Origin of the sequence: Anaerotignum sp. MSJ-24 (assembly GCF_018918145.1) — a bacterium.
Classification (GTDB): domain Bacteria; phylum Bacillota; class Clostridia; order Lachnospirales; family Anaerotignaceae; genus Metalachnospira.
Genome location: NZ_JAHLPX010000005.1, coordinates 149,707 through 171,437 on the forward strand (window position 1 = coordinate 149,707; position 21,731 = coordinate 171,437).

The window sequence follows — 21,731 nt, forward strand, 5'->3', positions numbered from 1 at the left end:
CATTGCGGCAGAGGAATTGTTTTATATTTTGTATTTCTTTCTATTAGAAATTATAAGGCTTAAGCAGGCCATAATTACCTGGACAATCGGTGTTGCCGCCCATACGCCGTTTATTCCGAAAATATGAGGTATAAACAACAATATAATAAACAACAGAACAGGCTCGCCGTATATGAGCACATAAGCCGGAAGAGAATGTTGTGTTGCATAAAAATATGATGTTGTAACTCTTGTGAAGCCGAAGAATATCAATCCGGCAGAGAATATTGGAAAGGCATTTGCACAGGCCTCTGCAACGCTTTCAGATGTTCCGAAAAGTATAGGTATCTGACTGCGCAAGACAATCATAAGCACGGTACATACCAGAGAAAGTGCAAATGTAAATCTGTAGGCTATACTTCTGTTAAGCTTTAAAAGCTTTTTGTTTCCTTCTCCGTAATAACGGCTCAATATGGGTTGACAGCCATCGCCGACACCCTGTAAAAGAAGCTGTACAACACAAAGAATATAAGCAATGACCGCATAGCATGATACGGCAACATCTCCGCCATTTACTATTGCGCTTTTATTTATTACTATAAGTGTAATATTCGGTGAAAACGTAAGGCCGAATGGCGAAAGTCCGACAGCAATTATATGTTTTACAAGATCTATAAATCCGCTTAAGCTACCTATTGCCGTTACCGAAAAATAGTTTGATTTTTTTGCAAGTATTCCTATACATATTGCCATTGTAAGTCCCTGTCCGGTTATTGAAGCGATTGCTGCACCGGCAATGCCTAAGGAATAAATATATATAAGTGTGTAGTCAAGGATTATATTTGTTGCAAAACCGACAAGCATGGCGAGCATTGCAGCTGATGATGTAACTACATTTCTTATGAGCGGAACAAGTCCCGTACCCATTATCTGAAATACTGAACCCAATATTATTATACTTATATAATCCATTGCATAGGAATGGAGCTCACCTTCCGCACCGAAAACAGTCAAAAGCCTCGGTGATGAAAAATATAATATTGCGGTACAGAGTATACTTGCCAATATAAGCATAAATATTGTGGCTGTAAAATAGCTTTTTTGAGCCTTAATATCGTTTTTTCCGATGTTTATGGAAAGCTCCACCGAACCTCCTATTCCTATTCCGGTTCCTATTGCCTGAATAAATGCTGTTATGGGATAGGCTATGTTTATTGCGGCAAGACCGATGTCGCCGACACTGTTTCCGATAAAAAATCCGTCTACTATTGCATATACGCCGGATAAGGCGAAGGCAAGAACAGATGGAATAACATATTTATAAAACTGTTTTCGCATTGAAATTTCTCCATTAAAATATTTGATGTGCCTATGAATTGTAGCACTGTATGAGCTGAAGTGTCAATGTTTGACACAGATAATTTTTTATACTAATATTTAGGAATAATAAACTTGAGAGGTATTGAAAATGAAGTTTATAAATATATATAAAACGTTGGATAAAATTGCATATATACAGAAAAAAGGCAAGGCTGATATTTCTAAATCGGCAGTTGTTATTATGTGTGCCGACAACGGAATAGCCGACAGCAGTATAGCGGAAATTGCGGTAAAAACAGCCGGAGGCGAATCGGAGTACAGCCGAATGGCAAAAGCGGCTGATGCAGACGTATTCACATTGAATGCAGGCATAAGGGACAAAGCAATGAGTGAATGGCTCATAGACAGAAAGACGGCTGACGGTACGGAAAATATAATGTATAAACCGGCAATGTCCGACGAAAGTATGGCGTTTGCGGTAAGAAGCGGCATAGAAATGGTTAAGTCGTTAAAAATCGGAGATTATAAAATTATCGGTGCATCATCGATAAACAGCGGCGGAAATATTCCGATGGAGGCTGTGCTGTATGCTTTGACAGGGTATAATGCTATATCAGATTGTGCAAAAGAAATCGTATCGAAATATAGCTTTAAGTCGGTAAACAGGATATTGAGCACAGTAGGAAGCTTTGAAATTGCGGCAATGTCCGGACTGTTTCTCGGAGGAGTGCTTTGCGATATGCCGGTTATGATTGATGATGATATATCTGCCGTTGCGGCGTTTATGGCATATGCAATAGAGCCTAAGGTTAAAAATATAGCTGTTGCAGGTTGTTGTCAATCGGAAATAAGCCGACAGATATTTGAAACAATGAATATTGAACCGATAACGGATATTCAAACGGAAAGAACGGTGGAAGGTGTTTCTGTGGCACTGGCAGTTATGAAAATTGCATTAGCAGCTTTTAAATTTTAGATAAAGTTATTTTGTACAGCAGAAGGTATTAGGAAACAATAGTCATGACTTTCGTAAACGAAAGTTGCTTCGCCACCATACTATCTTGCATGGTCAATAGTTTCAAGGCTTTAGCCGATGGAATGAGCTATTCATGCCTCTGTTTAAACAAGTCGAAATTGCTGACCGCACAAGAAGGTGCGGTTGCGTAGCAACTTTTGCAAAGCAAAAGTCATGACAAGATTTCGGCTTAGTTGTCGACTTTGTCGACAACTAATAAGGCATATGGGTTTGACACCCATATGCCATTAATTTTGCGGTTAATTTATTTTGCAAGCATCATACGGTCGTTTGAAAGCTCTTCGCCTGCCGCCTCGCTGAATTTAACGAGAAGGTCATCAACCGTAAGGTTTTTCTTTTCATCTCCGGCAACATCATATATTATTTTGCCGTTGTTCATCATTATAAGTCGGTTTCCGATTGCAATAGCATCTTTCATGTTATGTGTTACCATGAGTGCAGTAAGATGTTCGCCGGTTACCATTTCGTTTGTGAGTTCAAGAACCTTTGCGGCTGTTTTAGGGTCAAGAGCCGCTGTATGCTCGTCAAGAAGAAGAAGCTTAGGCTTTTTAAGAGTAGCCATGAGCAGAGTAAGTGCCTGACGCTGACCGCCGGAAAGAAGTCCTACCTTGCTTGACATTCTGTCCTCAAGACCAAGACCGAGTCTTTTGAGCTGTTCGTGATATATTTCCTTTTCTTCTGATTTTATGCCCCAGCCAAGACCTCTTTTTTGGCCTCTTCTGAGTGCAAGAGCAAGATTTTCCTGTATTTCCATATCGGCGGCTGTTCCGAGCATAGGATCCTGGAACACACGGCCGATGTATTTGGCACGTTTGTATTCAGGCTCTCTTGAAATATTAATGCCGTCGATTTCTATTTTTCCCGAATCAATGGGATAAACACCGGCTATCATGTTAAGCGTTGTTGATTTACCGGCACCGTTTCCTCCGATTATAGTAACAAAGTCACCTTCATCAAGATGAAGATTTACACCGCGTAATGCTTTCTTTTCATTTATGGTACCTTTGTTGAAGGTTTTTCTTACGTTTACAATGTTAAGCATTATTCTTCGCCTCCTTCTTCCGAATATGCCTGCTTCTCTTTTATACGCTGTGTTACAACAGGGATACAGAGTGAAACGGCAACGATTATAGCAGAGAGAAGTTTCATGTCGTTAGCATTCATACCAAGACGGAGAACTACGGCACGAATTATGAAATATACGATTGCACCGACAACTGCCGAAGTAAGCTTTAATGCAAAGTTTCTTGCATATTTGAAGAAAACTTCACCGATTACGATAGAGGCAAGAGCAACAACGATTGCACCTGTTCCCATGCCGACATCGGCATATTTCTGGCTCTGTGCAACGAGAGCGCCGGAGAATGAAACAAGGGCATTTGAAATCATAAGAGCAAGAAGCTTTGTGCGGTTTGTGTTTACGCCGAGAGCTCTTATCATAGCTTCGTTGTTACCGGTTGCTCTTAAGGCACTGCCGATTTCTGTTCCGAAGAACCAATATAAAATAGCTACTATTACAACAGCAATAACAATACCGATAATAAGTGACGCTGTTGACTGTGTCATACCGAGAGCCTTTGCAAAGCCCGATGCCGATTCAATAGTTGAGCTTCCGGAACGACCTACAAAAAAGCTTATTATTGTTTCGGAGTTAAGAAGCGGAAGGTTGCTTTTGCCGCTCATTATTCTTAAGTTGATTGACCAAAGAGAAATCTGTGTAAGTATACCGGAAAGTATAGCCGGAATATTGAATACCGTGTGAAGAATACCGGTAACGGCACCTGCCGCAAGACCGGCAATTATAGCAATAAGAGTGGCTAAAGCCGGACTCATGCCGCCTAAAATAAGGACTGCACATACACAGCCGCCGAGAGCAAAGCTTCCGTCAACCGTAAGGTCGGATATTTTAAGAAGCTTATAAGTAATGTATACACCGAGCGCCATGATGCCCCATAAAACGCCCTGTGCAGTAGCACCCATAAGGGATGTAAGTAAACCGTTCATTAAATAACCCCCATTTTTATAACCTTTTATTTTCTTTGTTTTTCATACCTGATTGATAGTTTATCAGGTATAAGAGGTATACTATTTTACTGTATACACCTTATACCTGACAGACTGTTTTTAAACGTACAGAAGGCTGTGCCTCGGCTTTGTGCCGGACACAGCTTCTGTAATTAATAGTTTTTACTTCTTATTTTTTAAGACCTGAAACGTCAATACCTAAAGCGGCTGCTGTTTCATCGTTAACAGAAAGTTCGCACTGATCTGCTGAAAGATATCCAATAGGCATTGTTGCAGGATCTGCACCGTCTCTGAGGATTTCTACTGCCATCTGGCCAGCCATGTAGCCAAGCTGATAGTAGTCAATTCCGTATGTAGCAAGACCACCTGCATCAACCATACCCTGTTCGCCGCAGATGATAGGAAGGCCATTGTCTGTTGCAATCATGCTTACTGTAGGCATACCGGCAGCGATTGTGTTGTCAGTAGGTGCATATATAACGTCTACTTTGCCAACCATTGATTCAACAACTGTCTGGATTTCATTTGAAGATGAAACTGTGAAATCGATGTGTTCAAGACCGTTTGCTTCGCAAGCCTCTCTTGCCATAGCAGCCTGAATTTCTGAGTTAGATTCTGATGAGCAGAAGAGGATACCTACTGTCTTAGCATCGGGAAGAATCTGTTTAAGAAGTTCGATCTGTTCTTTTACGGGTGTAAGGTCTGATGTACCTGTTACGTTTCCGCCGGGTGCATCGTTAGAAGCAACAAGACCGCTTTCCGCAGGGTCAGTTACGGCTGAAAGAACGATGGGAATTTCTGATGTAACACCGGCAACAGCCTGAGCTGCAGGTGTAGCGATTGCATAGATAAGGTCGTTTCCGTCGTTTACAAGCTTTTCAGCGATTGTCTGGCATGCTGACTGTTCGCCTGATGCGTTCTGCTGGTCAACTTCGTATTTAATGCCTGATTCGTCAAGAGCAGCGATAAAGCCTTCGTTTGCTTTGTCGAGTGCCGCATGCTGTGTAAGCTGGAGAACACCGATTTTATATGTTGTATCGTCTGTGGTTTCTGTGTTTTCTGCTGATTTGTCATCTGTTGTTGTGTTTGTTGAACTGCTTCCGCATGCTGTAAGAGCAAGAGCAGTAGTAACAGCAACAACTGTCGCTAAAAATCTCTTCATAATAATTTCCTCCTAAAAAATAAAAAATTTGCTCCGTTTGCCTCACAAACGGTTAAGCTTATTATACAACGCTTGTTTAAAGCTTTCAATCGCTAAATTGTCATAGAACGGTTAAAAAATGTATAGATTTTTGCGCTTTTAATGGCTTTTTGCTGTGAAAAAATATAGATTGTTCAAATAATGCTGCTTAGTATAGGAATTTATAACAAATTAACAGTAGATTTTTTATGACATATTTTAAAACTTTAAACTGCAACAGTGATATAAGCAGATGTATTAGCATATCGGTCTGTCCGAATATTTATATACAGTTTTTCATATAAATAACTGAAATATATTTAAAACAGGAGTGTTATTTTGAAAAGTTATATAGAACAAAGAGCAGTAGAGGTTGCAAATTTTATTATCAGTTCAAAATCAACAGTGAGAGAAACGGCGAAAAAGTTCGGCATAAGCAAAAGTACCGTTCATACGGCAGTAACGAAAAAGACATTTTTAACCGGCGGTGATTTTTATGGCAGCATTGCGAGCCGCAGCCTATTGCCGGGTTTCTACCGATAAAGACGCTTTTATGGATAAGGTAAAGGCAGAAGTAATACGGCAGACAGAAAAACAAAACAGTATGAATAATGATGTCGATATATCTAAGCTGAAAAGACAGAGAGTCAAGCTTATTAATATGTATGAAAACGATATAATAGAGTTGCATGAGCTTAAAGAAAGGTTGTCGGAAACAGACAAGCTTATTGAAAAAAATAAAAATCAATATGACAGTTATGAAAAAATGAAAAACATAGTAAACGAATATCTGACGGATATAAATAAGCTGATAGATATGGCATTGCAGGAGAATGTATTTATAAAAAATGTCGTAAAAGGCATATATGCGGAGTCAAGCGGATTAGTTAAAATTATTGTATGATTTCAACTAAAAACTGGTATAAATGTCTTTTGAGAGGTAAGTATTTATTGACGTACATGTCGTAAAATGGTAAAATATATTCGGTAACAGTGCTTTCATATATACAAATGAAACAATATACAATCAATGTATTGATTATACACTAAAGATATACGATTTGAGGAGAGATGAATTTTGAAAGGAATAATATTAGCGGCAGGAAAAGGAACAAGATTATACCCTATGACTAAGCCGGTTTGCAAACCGTTGCTTCCTATTTATGATAAACCGATGATTTATTATCCGCTTGCGGTTCTTCAGCATGCCGGAATAAAAGATGTACTTATCATAGTTCCGCCTTATGACCTTGAACAGTTTGAAAGACTTTTCGGTGACGGCAGTTCATTGGGAATGAACATAAGCTACAAGGAGCAGTTTGTTCAGAGAGGTATAGCGGACGCATTTATTGTCGGCGAAGAGTTTATCGGTGACGATTCCGTATGCCTTGTGCTCGGTGACAACGTATTCTATGGCGACGGACTTAAGGAATGCCTTGATAAAGCACAGCAGAACACAGTCGGAGCAACAATATTCGGTGTTTATGTAGATGATCCGAGAGCCTTCGGCGTTGTTGAGTTTGATGAAAACGGAAAGGCAATAAGCATTGAGGAAAAGCCGGAAAATCCTAAGTCAAACTATATTGTTCCCGGACTTTATTTCTATGATAACAGAGTTGTAGAGATTGCAAAAAATGTTCAGCCTTCGGCAAGAGGCGAGCTTGAAATAACATCGGTAAACAACGAATATTTAAAGCTTGGCGCTCTTAATGTTGTAACTCTCGGAAAGGATTTTGTCTGGCTTGATGCCGGAACAGAGGACAGCCTTCTTGCAGGTGGAGAGGTAATAAGAAAAATCCAGGCAGAAACAGGCAAATATGTGGCTTGTATCGAGGAATGCTCATATGATAACGGCTGGATTTCAAGAGATGAGCTCCATAAGCTTGGCAAGGAGCTTGAAAAAACAAAATACGGAAAATATATAATGAATAAGCTTTGATTATTTTTCAGCTGGCAAAAAGGCTTCCGACGATTTCGTCGGAAGCCTTACTTTTTGTATTATAGCTTATTTATTAAAGAATGCCTTTAATGTTCTGTGCTGTTATTGCAGCCTCAGCCTTTGTGATGTTATCCTTAGGAGCGATTGTGTTGTCCGTTCTTCCTTTGTATATTCCCTTTGCAACTGCCCATGAGATATTATCAATAGCATATTCGGAGATTGATGAATAATCGTTGAAGCCTGTAACTGCGGCTCTGTCTGATGCATCAATGCCCTTGAATGTGAAGTATCTGTATATGAAGGCTGCCATCTGCTCACGGGTTACGTTTGCTGTCGGAGCAAATAAACCGTCGCCGATACCGCTTACAATGCCGTTTTCATATGCCCACATAATAGCGTCTGCATAAGGATTGTTGTTGTAGACGTCTGTGAATACAGAGTTTCCGCTGTAATCCGCACCGTCAAGCATATAGAGCATATAAACTGCCTCCTGTCTTGAGAGTGCTCTATCGGGATTGAAAGCTGTTGCTGTGTCGCCCTTTATAAGACCTTCTTCGATAGCGTCCTTAACATATGTATAAGCATAGTGGTTAATGATGTCTACATAGTTTGAAGCGTCCTTAGGATCGTATGCATTGTCGGGCTCTTCTGTTGAAGGCTTGTTGTTATTGTTGTTCTTATTTTCACCTGTTATGTTGTCAAGTGTGTAACTGCCGCCGTGACTACCGCTGTTGTTGTCCTTCTTTTTGTCGTTATATGCTGTTGTTAATGAATCAACCGCATTGTTGAACTCTTCCGGTGTAACTGTGTCAAGCTTTGAAAGAATATCCTTTGCATTGTTGATTTCGTTTACAAGAGTTTCGTATTTATCTGTTGTGTAGCTTGATTTCTTAGCGTTTTCGGCTTTTTTAAGAATGCTTTCAAGCTCATCTGTTACGATTATTTTATCCTTGCTGATGTTTCCACCGCTTATAAGCTCGTCCTTTGCAGCATTGTTTTTAACAACGAATACTGCTTCGGGTGACACATCGTTGAAAGCGTTTGCTCCAACCTTCTTAAGTGAGCTTGTTTCGATTATAACTCTTCTGAGATTTTCGCAGCCGTTGAATGTGTTCTTGCCGATGGTGTTTACTCCCTTAGGAATAACGATTTCCTTGAGTGAAGTGCAGCCGGAAAATACGCCCTTAACATCTTCTTCTGCGTCCTCGCTGATAAGGTCGCCAAGCTTAGTAAGCTTTTCACTTAATTTTACTTTCTCAAGTGATGAGCAGCCATAGAATGCAGCATCGTTTAATTCTGTTACATCATTTGATAATATTGCTTCCTTGAGTGATGCACAATTATAGAAAGCATACGCACCGATTTCATCAATGTTGCTTAAATCAATTTCAATTAAGGCCTTGCAGTTATAGAAAGCTTCGTCGTTTATAACTGTTACTGTTGAAGGAAGAGTAATTGAAGAGAGAGCCTCATCTCTGAATAACATTCCCTTGCCGATGTTGTCGAGAGTTGTTCCTTCTTCGAATTCAACTGTTGCTAAGCTGTAATTCCAACCGAGTATGTAATCACCGATATTTTTAACGCTTGCGGGAATTGTGATTGCTTCAAGCTTTCCGTTGTCGGAAAGAGCACCGTTTTCGATTGTTGTAAGCTTGCTGCCGGTCTCAAATGTAATTGATTTAAGGTTTAAGTTTCCGGCAATAGCATTTACTCCGAGCTTTTCAACTGTGTTGGGAACTGTGATTGATTCAATGTTGTCACAACCGTTGAAAGCACTTGCTTTGATTTCTTTTACTACATAGTTATAACCGTTGTTTCTTACTGTTCCGGCTATTGTGTAATCTCCGGCTTTGTTAACAACTGTTTTGTCAACGCTTTCGATAGAAACTACGCCGGGCTCTGTTTCGGTAGGATCTGCCGTAACTGTGTATGAAATACCGTTCTTTGTGAATGAAGGCTCTTTAACGCCGTCCTCAAGAAGAGTATCGTCAACTGTTATGTTTGCTTCGGGAACTCCGTATTCAACAAGCTTTGCTTTAACGGATTCTGTAGCAACTCTGTATTTAGCAGATGTGTTGGCTGATTTTACAACTAAGCTTTCGCTTGTTTCGCCTGTTGATTTGATTGTTACATTTTCAACCGATGAAGGAATCGAATCGCTGTCGATAAGCTCAACGCTCTTAGGAATTGTTAATTCCTCCAATGAGTTGCAGCCGCGGAAACAATACTTCGGAAGAGATTTAAGCTTTTCGGAAAGAGTAACCGATTCAAGCTTACTTGAGCTGCTCCAGCTGCTGAAATAGAATGCCATCTCTCCTAAGGATTCAACGGAGTTTTCCATAGTTAATGTTGTGAGAGCACTCATGTTTCCGAAAGCATTTTTGCCTATTGTCTTTGTATTCTTACCTGTGTTGAGTTCGATAATTCTTGTGTTTCCGTAGAATGCCTTGTCTGTGATTGCTTCTACCGAATCGGGAACAGTGTATTCTGTTGTTGTCTTTGCAGCAGGGTAAACTAAGAGAGTTTTGCCTCTGTCTGATAAAAGAACGCCGTCTTCGCTTGTGTATGCTCCTGTTCCGGAAACATTTATTGATTTAAGGCTGTTGCATTCGTAGAAAGCATCTGTGCCGATTGTCTTTAATGTTGCGGGAAGGTTGATTGATTCAAGACCTGAACGCTTGAAGGCTTCTGTACCGATTTCTTCAAGAGTATTTCCGACTGTAGCTGTTTTGAGAGCCTTGCAGTCGGCAAAAGCGGCTTCTCCGATTGTTTTAAATCCGTCTGGAAGTGCTATTTCTTTAAGACTTGTGCAAGTATCAAAAGTGTTTTCTCCGATAGATGTAAGCTGACTGCCTTCGGCAAATGTGATAGTTTCAAGATTACTTGCGTTATAAAAGGCATTTTTGCCTATGCTTGTTACGGTCTTTGGAATAGATATATTTTTAATTCTTGACGGTCTATTATCTTCCCAACTTGAATCCCAAGCTGCGGCAAAGGCATTTTCTCCGATAGCAATGACTGTGTATGTATTTCCTGTTGCTTCTTCCGTAACTGTTTCGGGAATTGTTACTAAATTAGCCATTTCCAATGTTACTTCGAAGGAACCTGAATATCCGCTTCCGACCTGAACCGTTCCGTTTGCAGTGTCTGTCGGATCGGAAAGAACCTTGTAATATATTCCGTCAAGTGTGAAGTTCTCGATTGATGGCTTGGGATCTTTTCCTGCCGAAGTTATGTTGTCCGCCGATACACCACATGTGTCAATAAGCATATTTTTGATTGCGTTTGTTTCGACATCAAATTCAACATCGTCGGGAGTACCGCTGAAGGCTGATGAGCTGATTGATGTAAGCTCAGGTGACTTTATTGTTACCTTTTCGAGGCTTTCACAGCCGTAGAGTATGCTGGTACCGATTTTCTTAACTGAAGCCGGAATTTCAATCTCCGAAAGTGATGAGCAGTTATAGAAAATATAGTCCAGAATTTCTTTTAAGTTTTTGGAAAGAGTAATTTCCGATAATGATTTGCTGTTGTAGAAAGCTAATTCGCCTATTGATGTTACCGAGTCGGGCATAATGACCGTTTCAACACCTGCACCCTGGAAGGCTGAACGTTCGATTGTTTCAACTCCGTCAGTTATTGTAACATCTCTTAAACGCTGGTTTTCTTCAAATGCGTAAGCACCGATTGTTTTTAAGCCGTCCGGAGTTGTGTAGGAAGAACCTGTTTTTGCGGCCGGATATAAATAAAGAGTTTCTTTGTTTTTGTCATAAAGAATACCGTCTTCGCTTGAATATTTGCTGTTTTCTTCATCAACATTGATTTCCTGGAGCTTTGAGCATCTTGTGAAAGCATTTTTATTTATATCAGTGCATGTTGACGGAATTGAAATTGACTTAATCATAGTTGATGAAAAAGCTTCGGTTCCTATGCTTGTAAGATTGCTTGTGCCGGTTTCAAGTCCTGTTGTTTTAAGAACTCCGCAATGCTGGAAAGCCTGTTCTCCGATTGTTTCGATTGATGACGGAATGTTGATGGTCTTAAGTGATTCGCAGAAAGCAAAAGCAAGGTCATCGATTTCCGTAAGGCTGTTGCCTTCGATTGTTACATTTGTGAGAGCGGAGCTCCAGAAGGCCTGTTTTCCGATGTATTCTACGTTTTTAGGTATTGTTATCGTTGTAAGTGAGCTACAGCTGTTGAAGGCATATGTTTCAATTTTTGTAACACTGTCGGGAATAGTAACTTCTCTGAGGTTAGGGCAACTATTGAATGCTCTGTCAGGGATTGTTCTAAGCTTTGAAGAAAGTGTTACGCTTGTCATTGTTGCACCGGAAAGCACGTTATCTCCGAGTGTTTCAACTGAATCCGGTATTGTGATTGTGTTTACGTTCAAGTCCGCAAGAGCAAGTCTACCTATTGCTGTTACAGTATCGGGAATTTCAAGAAATGTAATATCCGAGCATCTGAGAAATGCTTTGTCGCCGATTGCTGTAACATTGTAGGTTGTTCCGCCGTATTTAACGCTTGAAGGAATCGTTACACTTCCGGAAAGACCGGTCATGGCTGTATCGCCATCTCCGACCTGTACTGTGTCAGCGGATAAAACTTTATATGTGAGTGAACCGACTTCGAATACATCATCAACTGCATAAAGTGCAATATCAGCGTCCTGTAAATCCAATTCGTTTTCATAGGAAATGTCGTCGATAGACTCGTCTAAATCGTCTGAATTGTTTTCATCATTGATTTCTTCTTCGTTGTCGATTTCATTATCAACGTCCTTGTCAACTTTGTCATTAACTTCTTCTTCGTCATTGACTTCGTTTTCGCCGTTGATAACATCATTATTTTCGTCGAGATTTTCAATGTTGTTGCTTTCTGCCATAGCTGTAACGGTAGGGCAGGCGGTGCTCATTGAAAGTATAGCTGCAACGGCAGCCATGGCAACTTGTTTTCTTCTGTGTTGTGATTTCATAGCTACTCCTTTGTAAATTTAATAATATTTTTAATAAATTTAGGTTAGGACATCCTAACAGCGATATTATTAAAATTTTATTTAGTTGTCAATAAAAAAATAATCCGATTTCCGCTATACGCAAAAATCGGACCATTCGAGCTAAAAAATCCAATCGGTTCAAGGTTTTATTTGTATGAGATATTAAAATCATCGTGACAAAACAAGCGATAAATTTTTATCCTCTGAAAAATTTGACAGACTGTAGCATATAATTACACTGTCTATATTGTTATCCGCAACATAATCCGCAACAGATAACTTGTAATATCTTGGATCCAGTAAATGTATTTCCGAAAAATTCTGTGTCAGAAATGGAGCAAGAGAGTCGCTGTAAGAATCTCGGATAATTAAAAGCTTAGGTTTGTCGGTATTTTCTGTGTTTATAACTATCAACGGTTCGTTCTGACCTAAGAAATAGGTGTACTTATCCTTTATGTTGAGATTTTCGTCAAAATAAAGTTTTGAGTCCGACCAGTCCTTTCCGTTGAAGGATTTTACGTTTACTCCGTTGTCGGAAACATAGGTATGTATTTCGTCACCTTTAAGCCAGAACAGAGGTACTTTGGAATATAGTGTTCCGTAAAAATCGCTGTTTACCGTTGTGTCGGACATTTCGGAAATATCTTTCGCCTCTAAATTCATTGTATCGGCTATCGTTCTGTAACCGTAGTAAGCACCGAGGCTTGTCCAATGGTGGTCGGTTTTGTAATAAATATATTCATTGCTGTGAGAACTGAGTGCATCATAAATATCTATACATTCAGCATCGGACATTTCGTACAGGCTTTGAATAATCGATTTTTCATCTGATGACGGAAAGCTGTTTCTGTGTTCTTCGGTGCATATGTCATAGGCACTCGGTATAAGTGCAAAATATACAGGTACATTGGTTTTTTCGGCAAAGCTGTTTATTGCCGAAACGGTATTCTGCATATTCCCGATGCTTTCCTCGGACACAGGTGCACCCATGAGAGTTCCGTCTTTGCCGATAAATACGTTGTTTATTTCTCTCTGGCCAACGACATATTCGGAAAGAGTGTTGAGCTTTACAAAGAGGTTTCTTCCGGCAAACTGATCGTTTATATAGCTTTCGAAATCCTTTGCGAATTTGCCGCTTTTCAATGCCGATAATGAAAAATCGGGCTTTTGTGCCAAATATCGGTTTTCGGTTTCCGAAAAGCTTTTATCAGGCAATGCTATTATGGCAAGCATGAATACCGCAATCCATGCGATGAATATTCCTGTTAATATTTTTGAGAATTTCTTCATTTAGTTTTTCACCTGCCTCAAAATCTGAAATACAAAAACGGATTATAACCGGAGCTTATTATGGATGCTGTGCATAATATCAGACCGAATAAGCATAAAATCAGAGTCAGTACATTGCGGCTCTTTTCCGGAATGCACAAGAAAGCGTTTTTAACTAAAGGTGATGATGCGATTATAAGTATCACAAACAACGGCATATAGCTCACAAGATAAAATATATCCGACTGCGAAGCCAATGCCGATACGCCTATTCCGAACATTGAGCCGATAAGCGTTAAGCCTTCCGACAATGAGTTGCAGGCGAATAATGCCCAGCCGAGCATTGCAATGAGTATTGCATATATGTGCGGAAGTATTCTGCCTTTTTCAAGGTGTTTGAGCAAAAACAGCTTTTCGATTATGAGCCAGAAGGCATAGAATAATCCCCATGCAATAAAGTTCCAGCTTGCACCGTGCCAAAGACCGGTTGCCGCCCAGACGATAAGTATGTTTATATACCAACGGAGTTTACCTTTTCGGTTGCCGCCGAGAGGAATATAAACATATTCACGAAACCATGTGGAAAGGGATATATGCCAGCGACGCCAGAATTCCGTTGCGGATTTGGATATGTACGGATAATCGAAATTCTCTTTAAACTCAAAGCCGAGCATTTTTCCCAAGCCGATTGCCATGTCCGAATATCCGGAAAAGTCGAAGTAAATCTGGAAGGTGAAAGCGGCAACGGCAAGCCATGCACCGAGAACGGACAGATTTCCGCTGTTATAAAGCGTATCCCAAAGAATACCGATACTGTTCGCAAGTAATACTTTTTTGCAAAGACCGACAATAAAAACACATACGCCGTCGGAAAATTTGTCAACCGATGTATTTCTCGTTTCCATCTGCTCGGCAACATCACGATATTTAACGATCGGGCCGGCAATAAGCTGCGGAAACAGGCTGACATATGTACCGAAGGCAGTAAAGCTGTGCTGTGCCTTGCAGTCGTTTCTGTAAACGTCTATTACATAGGACATTTTCTGGAAGGTGTAGAAGGATATGCCTATGGGCATTACTATATTCATTTTTAAAGCTATGTTCAAAGAGAACAAAGCGTTTAATGTGTCACATATAAATGTAAGGTATTTAAAAAGTACAAGAAGGCCTATATTTATTATAATGGATATTATAAGCCATTTTTTGCCTTTTTCGCCTTTGTTGTGTGAGCGTTCAATCATTAATGCAAGAAAATAATCCACCGCAACCGATGCAAGCATAAGAAAAACATAAACGGGTTCGCCCCAGCCGTAGAAAACAAGATTTTCTATGAGAAGAACCAGATTACGCCATTTGAACGGAGTTATGTAATAAAGCATTAATGCAATGGGGAGATATATAAAAATAAATATTGTGGAGCTGAAAACCATAGAATATTCTCCTGTCTGCCGTTTTATTTTTGCTAAAAATTATCCCAAACCGAAAGGCTCGGTTCGGGATATTATTATAACAGATATTTATTCGGTTAAAAAGTTATTTACCTATTGCTTCTTTAAAAATTTCAGTCATTGCAGCGGAATCATCGGAAACAAACATAGCAACATAGTTTCCTTCGGAATATACACTGCAGGCATTAATTTTTTCGTATTCATCGGGAAGATAATCACGCATTTCATTGAGTTTTGCTTCGTATCTGTTATCTACCTTTTCTTTTAAATCTGCCGCCGCATTGCTGTCGGTTGCTTCAAGCATAATGATTTCGTCGCTTGATGTGCTCACCATTGTTATGGAACCGGCATACTGCTTTACCTCATCCATATCTATTCCGTAAAGAGAGGTAAGCTCACTTTCGGAGATTTCGCTCATGTCGCCGGGAAGAGTTACGGTTTCGGTTATTTTTGTATATACGTCGTTAAGATCAACGTCCTTTGCTGATGTTTCATTGCTTGATGATGAAGAGCAGCCTGCTGCAATTAATGTAAAGCAGGTGATAATTCCTGCGAGTAATATTCTTTTTTTCATGATTTATTCCTCCTGTTTTGTATGTGTAAGTAAAAAGTCTATCCATTTCTGGCATGCGTCGTTTGTAAAATGCAGTCCCATTGTGTCGGCGTCATAGCAATAAGAGTCCGGAAGATTTCCGTTTTCATCTCTCATAGCATATGCGACGTCAACAAAGTTATAACCGTTTTCTTCACAGAATTTTGCAAGAGCAAGGTCAAAGGTGAATATCTCCTTATTGGTAGGTATTTTTGTTCTGCTTGCTATGCAGGGAGTTATGGACTGGATATATATTTCAACATTAGGCGACTGTTCCTTTATTAATGATATTAACGTCTGATAGTTTTCCAGATAGCGGTCAAGGCTGTATGACGGAATATCGTTTATTCCAAGCATTATGTAAACCTTGTCAACATCCATTTTTGCTATTGCGTCCTGTATGAGCATATGCTCGCCGTTGTAATATGGGTGCTTTGATTCGTCGGTAAGCTCCCATAAGGCGTTTCCGGCACTCAAGCCCTGTGTTGTAAGAAACTGAGCGTTGCCCATAAACGAGCCGTTTATTTTGCGCATATATTCAGCGTACATTCTCAGCTTTACAGATATTGAATCGCCGACAAAGACGGTATTGTTGAAATAATCCTCTGTCTTTGCTTCGCTTTCCTGTATGCCGAAGGGCTTGTCGGTTACATACTTTTCATAGCTGTTTATATCAAAGCGTTTGTCGTTCTCATCAATTTTGATTACTTCCGTACTGCTTTGGCTGTCTTTTAAATCTGCAACAGAAACAGCAGAAAAGCCTTTTTCGGAAAGAGCCTCAGCCATAAAGCCGACTGTATTTATAAGGCTGTCTGCGGCAGAGTCCTTATTTTCGTTGACAATATCAAAGGAAATTACAGAGCCTTTTGTAGTTCTGTGCAGAAGCATTACGGCATCTTCCTTAGATGAAAGACCGTCGGCCTTTATTGTGCACACAGGAGAAACGGCTCCGTCTATACCGCTCAATGCGGCGGCCTTAAGCAATTCCTCGGAATATTCTCCGTCGTCTGACATTATGTATTTAGGCTCGTAATTCAGTGAAGAAAAAGACTGCTTTACGTTATATATTTCTTCAACGGCTTTTTTGACATCGATACTTTTTAGCATAATGCCAATATCAAATCCGGAATTTACTATTTCCGCAATATCTTCCGAACGCTTTTCGGTGTCTGAGCTGTCGGTGAAGAATAAAGCTGAAATTCCTCCGTCCGAAAGCATCTGTATAACCTGTGGCAATAGGTCTTTGTCCGGTAGGCCGTTGAACAGAATTGATATTTTTTTGTCCGCTACCGTATAGCTGCTGCAAATTTCGGCAGAGCTTTCGGCTGTTTCGAGTTCGGACATTACCGCTGCTACGGCATCTTCACCGGAATCCTTTTTTGAAGAACAGCCGGTAAAGGCAAGTATTGCGGCCGAAATTATAATAAAACGTCTGTATGACCGTATATTCATGTTGTTAATACCTCATTATTATTTATACTATACCATAAAAGAAAGTAAAATTTTTAATATTAATAAAATCGACAGAATTATGTAAATTATTCCTAAATATTTGGAATTAAGTTTTTAGCGGAAAGGTTCGGAAAACGAAGGGTTTTCCGAGTGGAATCCGCAGGCGGAAATCGCACTTTTCGCCGAGGAGAACGGAGAGTTTCGAGGATTTTTGGTTTTTAAAATCCGATGGAATGAACCGTTCATGCTCTAATTTAAACAAGTCGAAAACCTGTTTTCGACTTATGACATCGTAAAACGATGTCATAAATTATGTAAATATTATTTACGTAATCGTATTATATCAGCATTGCTTGAATAATCAATATATAATCAGCATAAACCGACAAATTTATTATAGCAGTTGAAAATAAAAATTTACATAGATTATTTATGTATACAAGCTAAAAATTATTTCCATTTGTTTAAAGAATATTTGTTTAAGATTTATTGACAAGTCAATAAAGTAATGCTAAAATTCGTTAGGTAAAGCTAATAGACGGTTTTTATTTTTTTTGATTTAAAGTTAGATTGAACTAACTAAGTTAGTAAAAACTAACAAAATTTGGATTAAATTCGGCAGGAGGTGCGTTTAACAGGATGTGTGCAATGGAAAGATATGAGCTTTATAATTACAATAAGGACGTATTCAACAGACAGCTGGAACATAAATTATGCTATAACGTCCTTCCGGGTACTGAAATAATTGTAAATGAGGCTGAAAAAAATCATTCCTATAAATTTAAAAGCAAAGGAAGAGGATATTTTGAAATATATCACTGCATGAAGGGCAGGCTTGAATACACAAGAAACGACGGAAAGTGCGTGTGCATAGAAGCAGGAGATATAATGCTTATGTATTCCGATTATAAAAGGTATATAAGCGTTCCCGAAGGTGACGGATATTACGGAATATCGGTTGAAATAGAGATAGGTACAGCGGAAAAGGCTGTATATGATGTTACATCTTCAATATTCGGGTATCCGATAAGTGTAAAACAGCTTGCCGAAAGACTGTGCCAGACAGAGTGTATGGTTATCCGTTCACATGAAGCTTCCGGATATATATTCTATGATTTATATAATGTAAGGGAAGCTGCTGTTGAAGGATATTGCAGACTTAAGGTTCTTGAGTTATTGCTTTTCCTTGACGGATACAGTGGAAATGAGTTTGTTTCGGATAAGATGTATTTCTATAAGGATCAGGTTGAAATTGTCAGAAAGGCAAAGAAGTATCTTATAGATAATCTTGACAGGCATATAACGCTGGAAGAGCTTGCGAAAAAGTTTTATATTTCACAGACGGCACTCAAGAGTATATTTAAAAATATATATGGTGCACCGGTTGATTCCTATATGAGAGAATACAGAATGAATACAGCCGAATATCTTTTAAAAACTACGGAACTGAGTGTGTCCGAAATAGCCGCAAAGGTCGGTTACGAAAGCCCGAGCAGATTTTCGGCAGTGTACAAAAAGTACAAAAATCAATCTCCGAGCGGAGTTCGTAAAATTGCGGTTAGCATAAGCTAATAAATTTGTATAAAAATACAATAGAATTTCAGCGAAAAAGTAGTAGGTTAGCATAAACTAATAAAAATCAAGAGTTTTTATGTCGAAATTAGAATAAAAAACGAAAATAAATATTTTTTGACTTTTGGGGATAGTCAAACGGAAAAAAATTGTGTATTATATGGGTGTAAATTTTTAAAACCAATTTAAAGGTGATTTAACAATAAAACATAAATTTAAAATAATATGGACATAAAACAGCGAATCACCAATATACACAATTATGCTAAGGAGGAAAAAACTATGATTAAAAACTGGAAAAAACCTACTATCTTTATCAGCGGTATTCTTATGGGAACTGCCGGAATTAAAATACTTACAAGCAAAGATGCAAAGAACGTATATGCACATACAACTGCTGCTGTTCTTCGTGCCAAAGAATGTGTTATGAGCGTTGTAACAAAGGTTCAGGAAAATGCAGGCGATATTCTTGCTCAGGCTAAGGATATTAACGAAACAAAATATGTTGATGAGGTAATCGACGACGAAGAAACAGAAGAAGCTGAAGCTGAAACAGAAGAAACAGCTGAAGAAGAAAAGTAATTTAAAAAACAGAATAATATAAGAGTCGTGTACCTCAGGGTGGGCGGCTCTTTTTTTCAGAAAGAAGGACTGATTACCAATGAAATGCACAATTCTCCATGAGAGTAAGGGAAGAATAAGGCTTCATATCAATAATAAAAAAAGAATGACAATAAAAGAAGCCGATGTACTTTCATATTATCTTAACGGTATAGAGAATGTACATCAGGCAACAGTATATGAAAGAACATGCGATATTGTGGTTTTATATAATGACGACAGAAATGCGGTTCTGGCTGCTCTGAAAAACTATAACGGACAGGACGAAGAGCTTATTAAACAAGTTCCGGAAAACACAGGACGAGAGCTCAACAGAATGTATCAGGACAAGCTCGTAAATATGATTTTGTTCAAAGCAGCAAGAAGTATATTCCTTCCTGCACCAATTATAGCTGCATATACTGCTGTTAAATCGGTTAAATACATATGGAAGGGCATTAAATGTCTGTTTAATAAAAAGCTTGAGGTTGAGGTGCTTGATGCCGTATCAATCGGTGTGTCAATAGCAAGATTGGATTTCTCGACTGCCGGTTCGGTTATGTTCCTTCTCGGAATAGGCGAGCTTCTTGAAGAATGGACAAGAAAGAAATCGATAGATGACCTCGCAAGATGTATGTCACTCAATGTTGACAGAGTATGGATGAAAAAGGACGATACAGAGGTACTTGTACCTGTTACTCAGGTACGTCCCGGCGACCTTATTGTTGTACATACAGGCAACCTTATTCCTCTTGACGGTAAGGTTGTTGAAGGAGAAGCATCTGTAAACCAGGCATCTCTTACGGGCGAATCAATCGCAGTTATGAAATCAAACGGTGCATATGTATATGCCGGTACTGTTGTAGAGGAAGGCGAATGTGTAATATGTGTTGAAAGCCAGCAGGGCTCAAGCAGATATGATAACATCGTTTCTATGATTGAAAATTCCGAAAAGCTTAAATCGGCAACTGAAAGCCGTGCAATTAATCTTGCCGATAAGCTTGTGCCTTACAGCCTCGGCGGAACAGCACTTACATATCTTATAACAAGAAATGCAACAAAGGCACTTTCAATACTTATGGTTGACTTCTCATGTGCGCTTAAGCTTTCAATGCCTCTTGCTGTATTATCGGCAATGCGTGAATGCGGTACATATAAGATTACGGTCAAAGGCGGAAAATATCTTGAGGCCGTTGCAAAAGCAGATACAATAGTATTTGACAAGACAGGTACTCTTACATATGCTTCACCTACCGTTGCAGAGGTTATTCCTTTCGGCGGTATGGACAGAGATGAAGTTCTTAAGGTTGCGGCATGTCTTGAAGAGCATTATCCTCATTCAATGGCAAATGCCGTTGTTAAAGAGGCCGCAAAAGAACATATTAACCATGAGGAAATGCACTCACAGGTTGAATACGTTGTTGCACACGGTATTTCAAGTATAATTGAAGGTAAAAAGACTATTATAGGAAGCAGGCATTTTGTATTTGAAGATGAACATGCAACTGTTCCCGAAGGTGAAGAGTATAAATTCGAAAATCTTCCCGAACAATATTCACACCTTTATCTTGCAATCGGCGGCGTTCTTGCCGGAGTTGTCTGCATATCCGATCCTCTGAGAGAAGAGGCTGCGGCTGTGCTTACAAGCCTTAAAAAGCTCGGTATAAAGAAAACTGTTATGATGACAGGCGATAATGAACGTACCGCTGCGGCAATAGCTAAGCAGGTAGGTGTTGATATGTATTATGCCGAAGTTCTTCCCGAGGACAAGGCAAACTTTGTAGAAAGCGAAAAGGCAGAAGGCAGAACAGTAATTATGATTGGTGACGGTATCAACGATTCACCGGCACTTTCTGCTGCCGATGTCGGAATAGCCATCAGCGACGGTGCGGCAATAGCAAGAGAAATTGCCGATATAACAGTCGGTGCGGATAATCTCTTTGAACTTGTTATGCTTAAAATGATTGCAAACGGACTTCAGAAGAGAATTAATTCAAACTATCGTTTTGTTATAGGATTTAACTCAATGCTCATTGCTCTTGGTGTAGCGGGAATTCTTCCTCCGGCAACATCGGCTCTTTTACATAATGTTTCTACTCTTGGAATAAGTGTAAAGAGTATGACAAATCTTGTTGGATAAAATATAGCTTATATATCAAAAGGCTTATTCGCAGTATGTGGATAAGCCTTTTTGACATTTAGAGATAATATCGGCAGTATTAAGATTAAGTTGGTTAAGTAGGTTGTTTAGTGGATTGTGTAAAAATTTATAAAGAACTTTATGATACTTATTCGGAAATAAGGCCGGGCTGTCTTAAATTCA

At 39.3% G+C, this 21,731-nt stretch carries 15 protein-coding genes and 1 pseudogene; 7 read left to right on the forward strand and 9 right to left on the reverse strand.

Features of this window, described 5'->3' with window-relative positions:
- Positions 1–21: 21 nt before the first annotated feature.
- Complete coding sequence (locus KQI66_RS05085; protein WP_216427598.1) at positions 22–1,317, reverse strand: MATE family efflux transporter; 1,296 nt, start codon at positions 1,315–1,317, stop codon at positions 22–24.
- A 130-nt stretch (positions 1,318–1,447) separates the two neighbouring features.
- On the opposite strand from KQI66_RS05085, the gene KQI66_RS05090 reads away from it, so the two are divergent.
- The gene (locus KQI66_RS05090) at positions 1,448–2,275 is read left to right on the forward strand and encodes a nicotinate-nucleotide--dimethylbenzimidazole phosphoribosyltransferase (RefSeq protein ID WP_216427599.1); all 828 of its coding nucleotides are present in this window, start codon (positions 1,448–1,450) and stop codon (positions 2,273–2,275) included.
- A 304-nt stretch (positions 2,276–2,579) separates the two neighbouring features.
- On the opposite strand, the gene KQI66_RS05095 is transcribed toward KQI66_RS05090, so the two are convergent.
- The 3 genes from KQI66_RS05095 to KQI66_RS05105 all read right to left on the reverse strand — a co-directional run bounded on the left by KQI66_RS05095 (position 2,580) and on the right by KQI66_RS05105 (position 5,522).
- A complete protein-coding gene (locus tag KQI66_RS05095) occupies positions 2,580–3,377 on the reverse strand; it encodes an ABC transporter ATP-binding protein (RefSeq protein ID WP_216427600.1) in 798 nt (265 codons plus the stop codon).
- On the reverse strand, positions 3,377–4,339 hold the full coding sequence (locus tag KQI66_RS05100) for an ABC transporter permease (protein ID WP_216427601.1): 963 nt from the start codon (positions 4,337–4,339) through the stop codon (positions 3,377–3,379). The genes KQI66_RS05095 and KQI66_RS05100 overlap by 1 nt, the downstream gene beginning before the upstream one ends.
- 190 nt (positions 4,340–4,529) lie before the next feature.
- Entirely contained in the window at positions 4,530–5,522 is a 993-nt protein-coding gene (locus KQI66_RS05105; protein ID WP_216427602.1) for an ABC transporter substrate binding protein, read from the reverse strand.
- A gap of 357 nt (positions 5,523–5,879) precedes the next feature.
- Here KQI66_RS05105 and KQI66_RS11560 point away from each other — a divergent pair.
- From KQI66_RS11560 to rfbA, 3 genes and pseudogenes are all read left to right on the forward strand, one after another.
- Positions 5,880–6,011, forward strand: a pseudogene (locus KQI66_RS11560) (sporulation transcriptional regulator SpoIIID); the annotation flags it as partial.
- A 25-nt stretch (positions 6,012–6,036) separates the two neighbouring features.
- A complete protein-coding gene (locus KQI66_RS05115) occupies positions 6,037–6,444 on the forward strand; it encodes a hypothetical protein (RefSeq protein ID WP_216427604.1) in 408 nt (135 codons plus the stop codon).
- Positions 6,445–6,618: 174 nt separating this feature from the next.
- Positions 6,619–7,479 carry a glucose-1-phosphate thymidylyltransferase RfbA gene (gene rfbA, locus KQI66_RS05120; protein WP_216427605.1) on the forward strand — a complete coding sequence of 287 codons (861 nt, stop codon included), beginning with the start codon at positions 6,619–6,621 and terminating at the stop codon, positions 7,477–7,479.
- A 73-nt stretch (positions 7,480–7,552) separates the two neighbouring features.
- On the opposite strand, the gene KQI66_RS05125 is transcribed toward rfbA, so the two are convergent.
- The 5 genes from KQI66_RS05125 to KQI66_RS05145 form a co-directional block, all read right to left on the reverse strand.
- A complete protein-coding gene (locus KQI66_RS05125; protein WP_216427606.1) occupies positions 7,553–12,454 on the reverse strand; it encodes a leucine-rich repeat protein in 4,902 nt (1,633 codons plus the stop codon).
- Between the two features lie 189 nt (positions 12,455–12,643).
- Positions 12,644–13,765 (reverse strand): DHHW family protein, encoded by a 1,122-nt coding sequence (locus KQI66_RS05130; protein WP_216427607.1) that lies wholly within the window; start codon positions 13,763–13,765, stop codon positions 12,644–12,646.
- Positions 13,766–13,782: 17 nt separating this feature from the next.
- Positions 13,783–15,174 carry an MBOAT family O-acyltransferase gene (locus KQI66_RS05135; RefSeq protein WP_216427608.1) on the reverse strand — a complete coding sequence of 464 codons (1,392 nt, stop codon included), beginning with the start codon at positions 15,172–15,174 and terminating at the stop codon, positions 13,783–13,785.
- 103 nt (positions 15,175–15,277) lie between these two features.
- A complete protein-coding gene (locus KQI66_RS05140) occupies positions 15,278–15,766 on the reverse strand; it encodes a DUF4358 domain-containing protein (protein WP_216427609.1) in 489 nt (162 codons plus the stop codon).
- Positions 15,767–15,769: 3 nt separating this feature from the next.
- On the reverse strand, positions 15,770–17,236 hold the full coding sequence (locus KQI66_RS05145; protein WP_216427610.1) for a GDSL-type esterase/lipase family protein: 1,467 nt from the start codon (positions 17,234–17,236) through the stop codon (positions 15,770–15,772).
- A gap of 648 nt (positions 17,237–17,884) precedes the next feature.
- Here KQI66_RS05145 and KQI66_RS05150 point away from each other — a divergent pair.
- The 3 genes from KQI66_RS05150 (at position 17,885) to KQI66_RS05160 (ending at position 21,548) form a co-directional block, all read left to right on the forward strand.
- Positions 17,885–18,808, forward strand: a complete 924-nt coding sequence (locus KQI66_RS05150) for a helix-turn-helix transcriptional regulator (protein WP_216427611.1) — start codon at positions 17,885–17,887, stop codon at positions 18,806–18,808.
- A 282-nt stretch (positions 18,809–19,090) separates the two neighbouring features.
- Entirely contained in the window at positions 19,091–19,390 is a 300-nt protein-coding gene (locus tag KQI66_RS05155) for a DUF6110 family protein (RefSeq protein ID WP_216427612.1), read from the forward strand.
- 79 nt (positions 19,391–19,469) lie between these two features.
- Positions 19,470–21,548 (forward strand): heavy metal translocating P-type ATPase, encoded by a 2,079-nt coding sequence (locus tag KQI66_RS05160; protein ID WP_216427613.1) that lies wholly within the window; start codon positions 19,470–19,472, stop codon positions 21,546–21,548.
- Positions 21,549–21,731 lie beyond the last annotated feature (183 nt).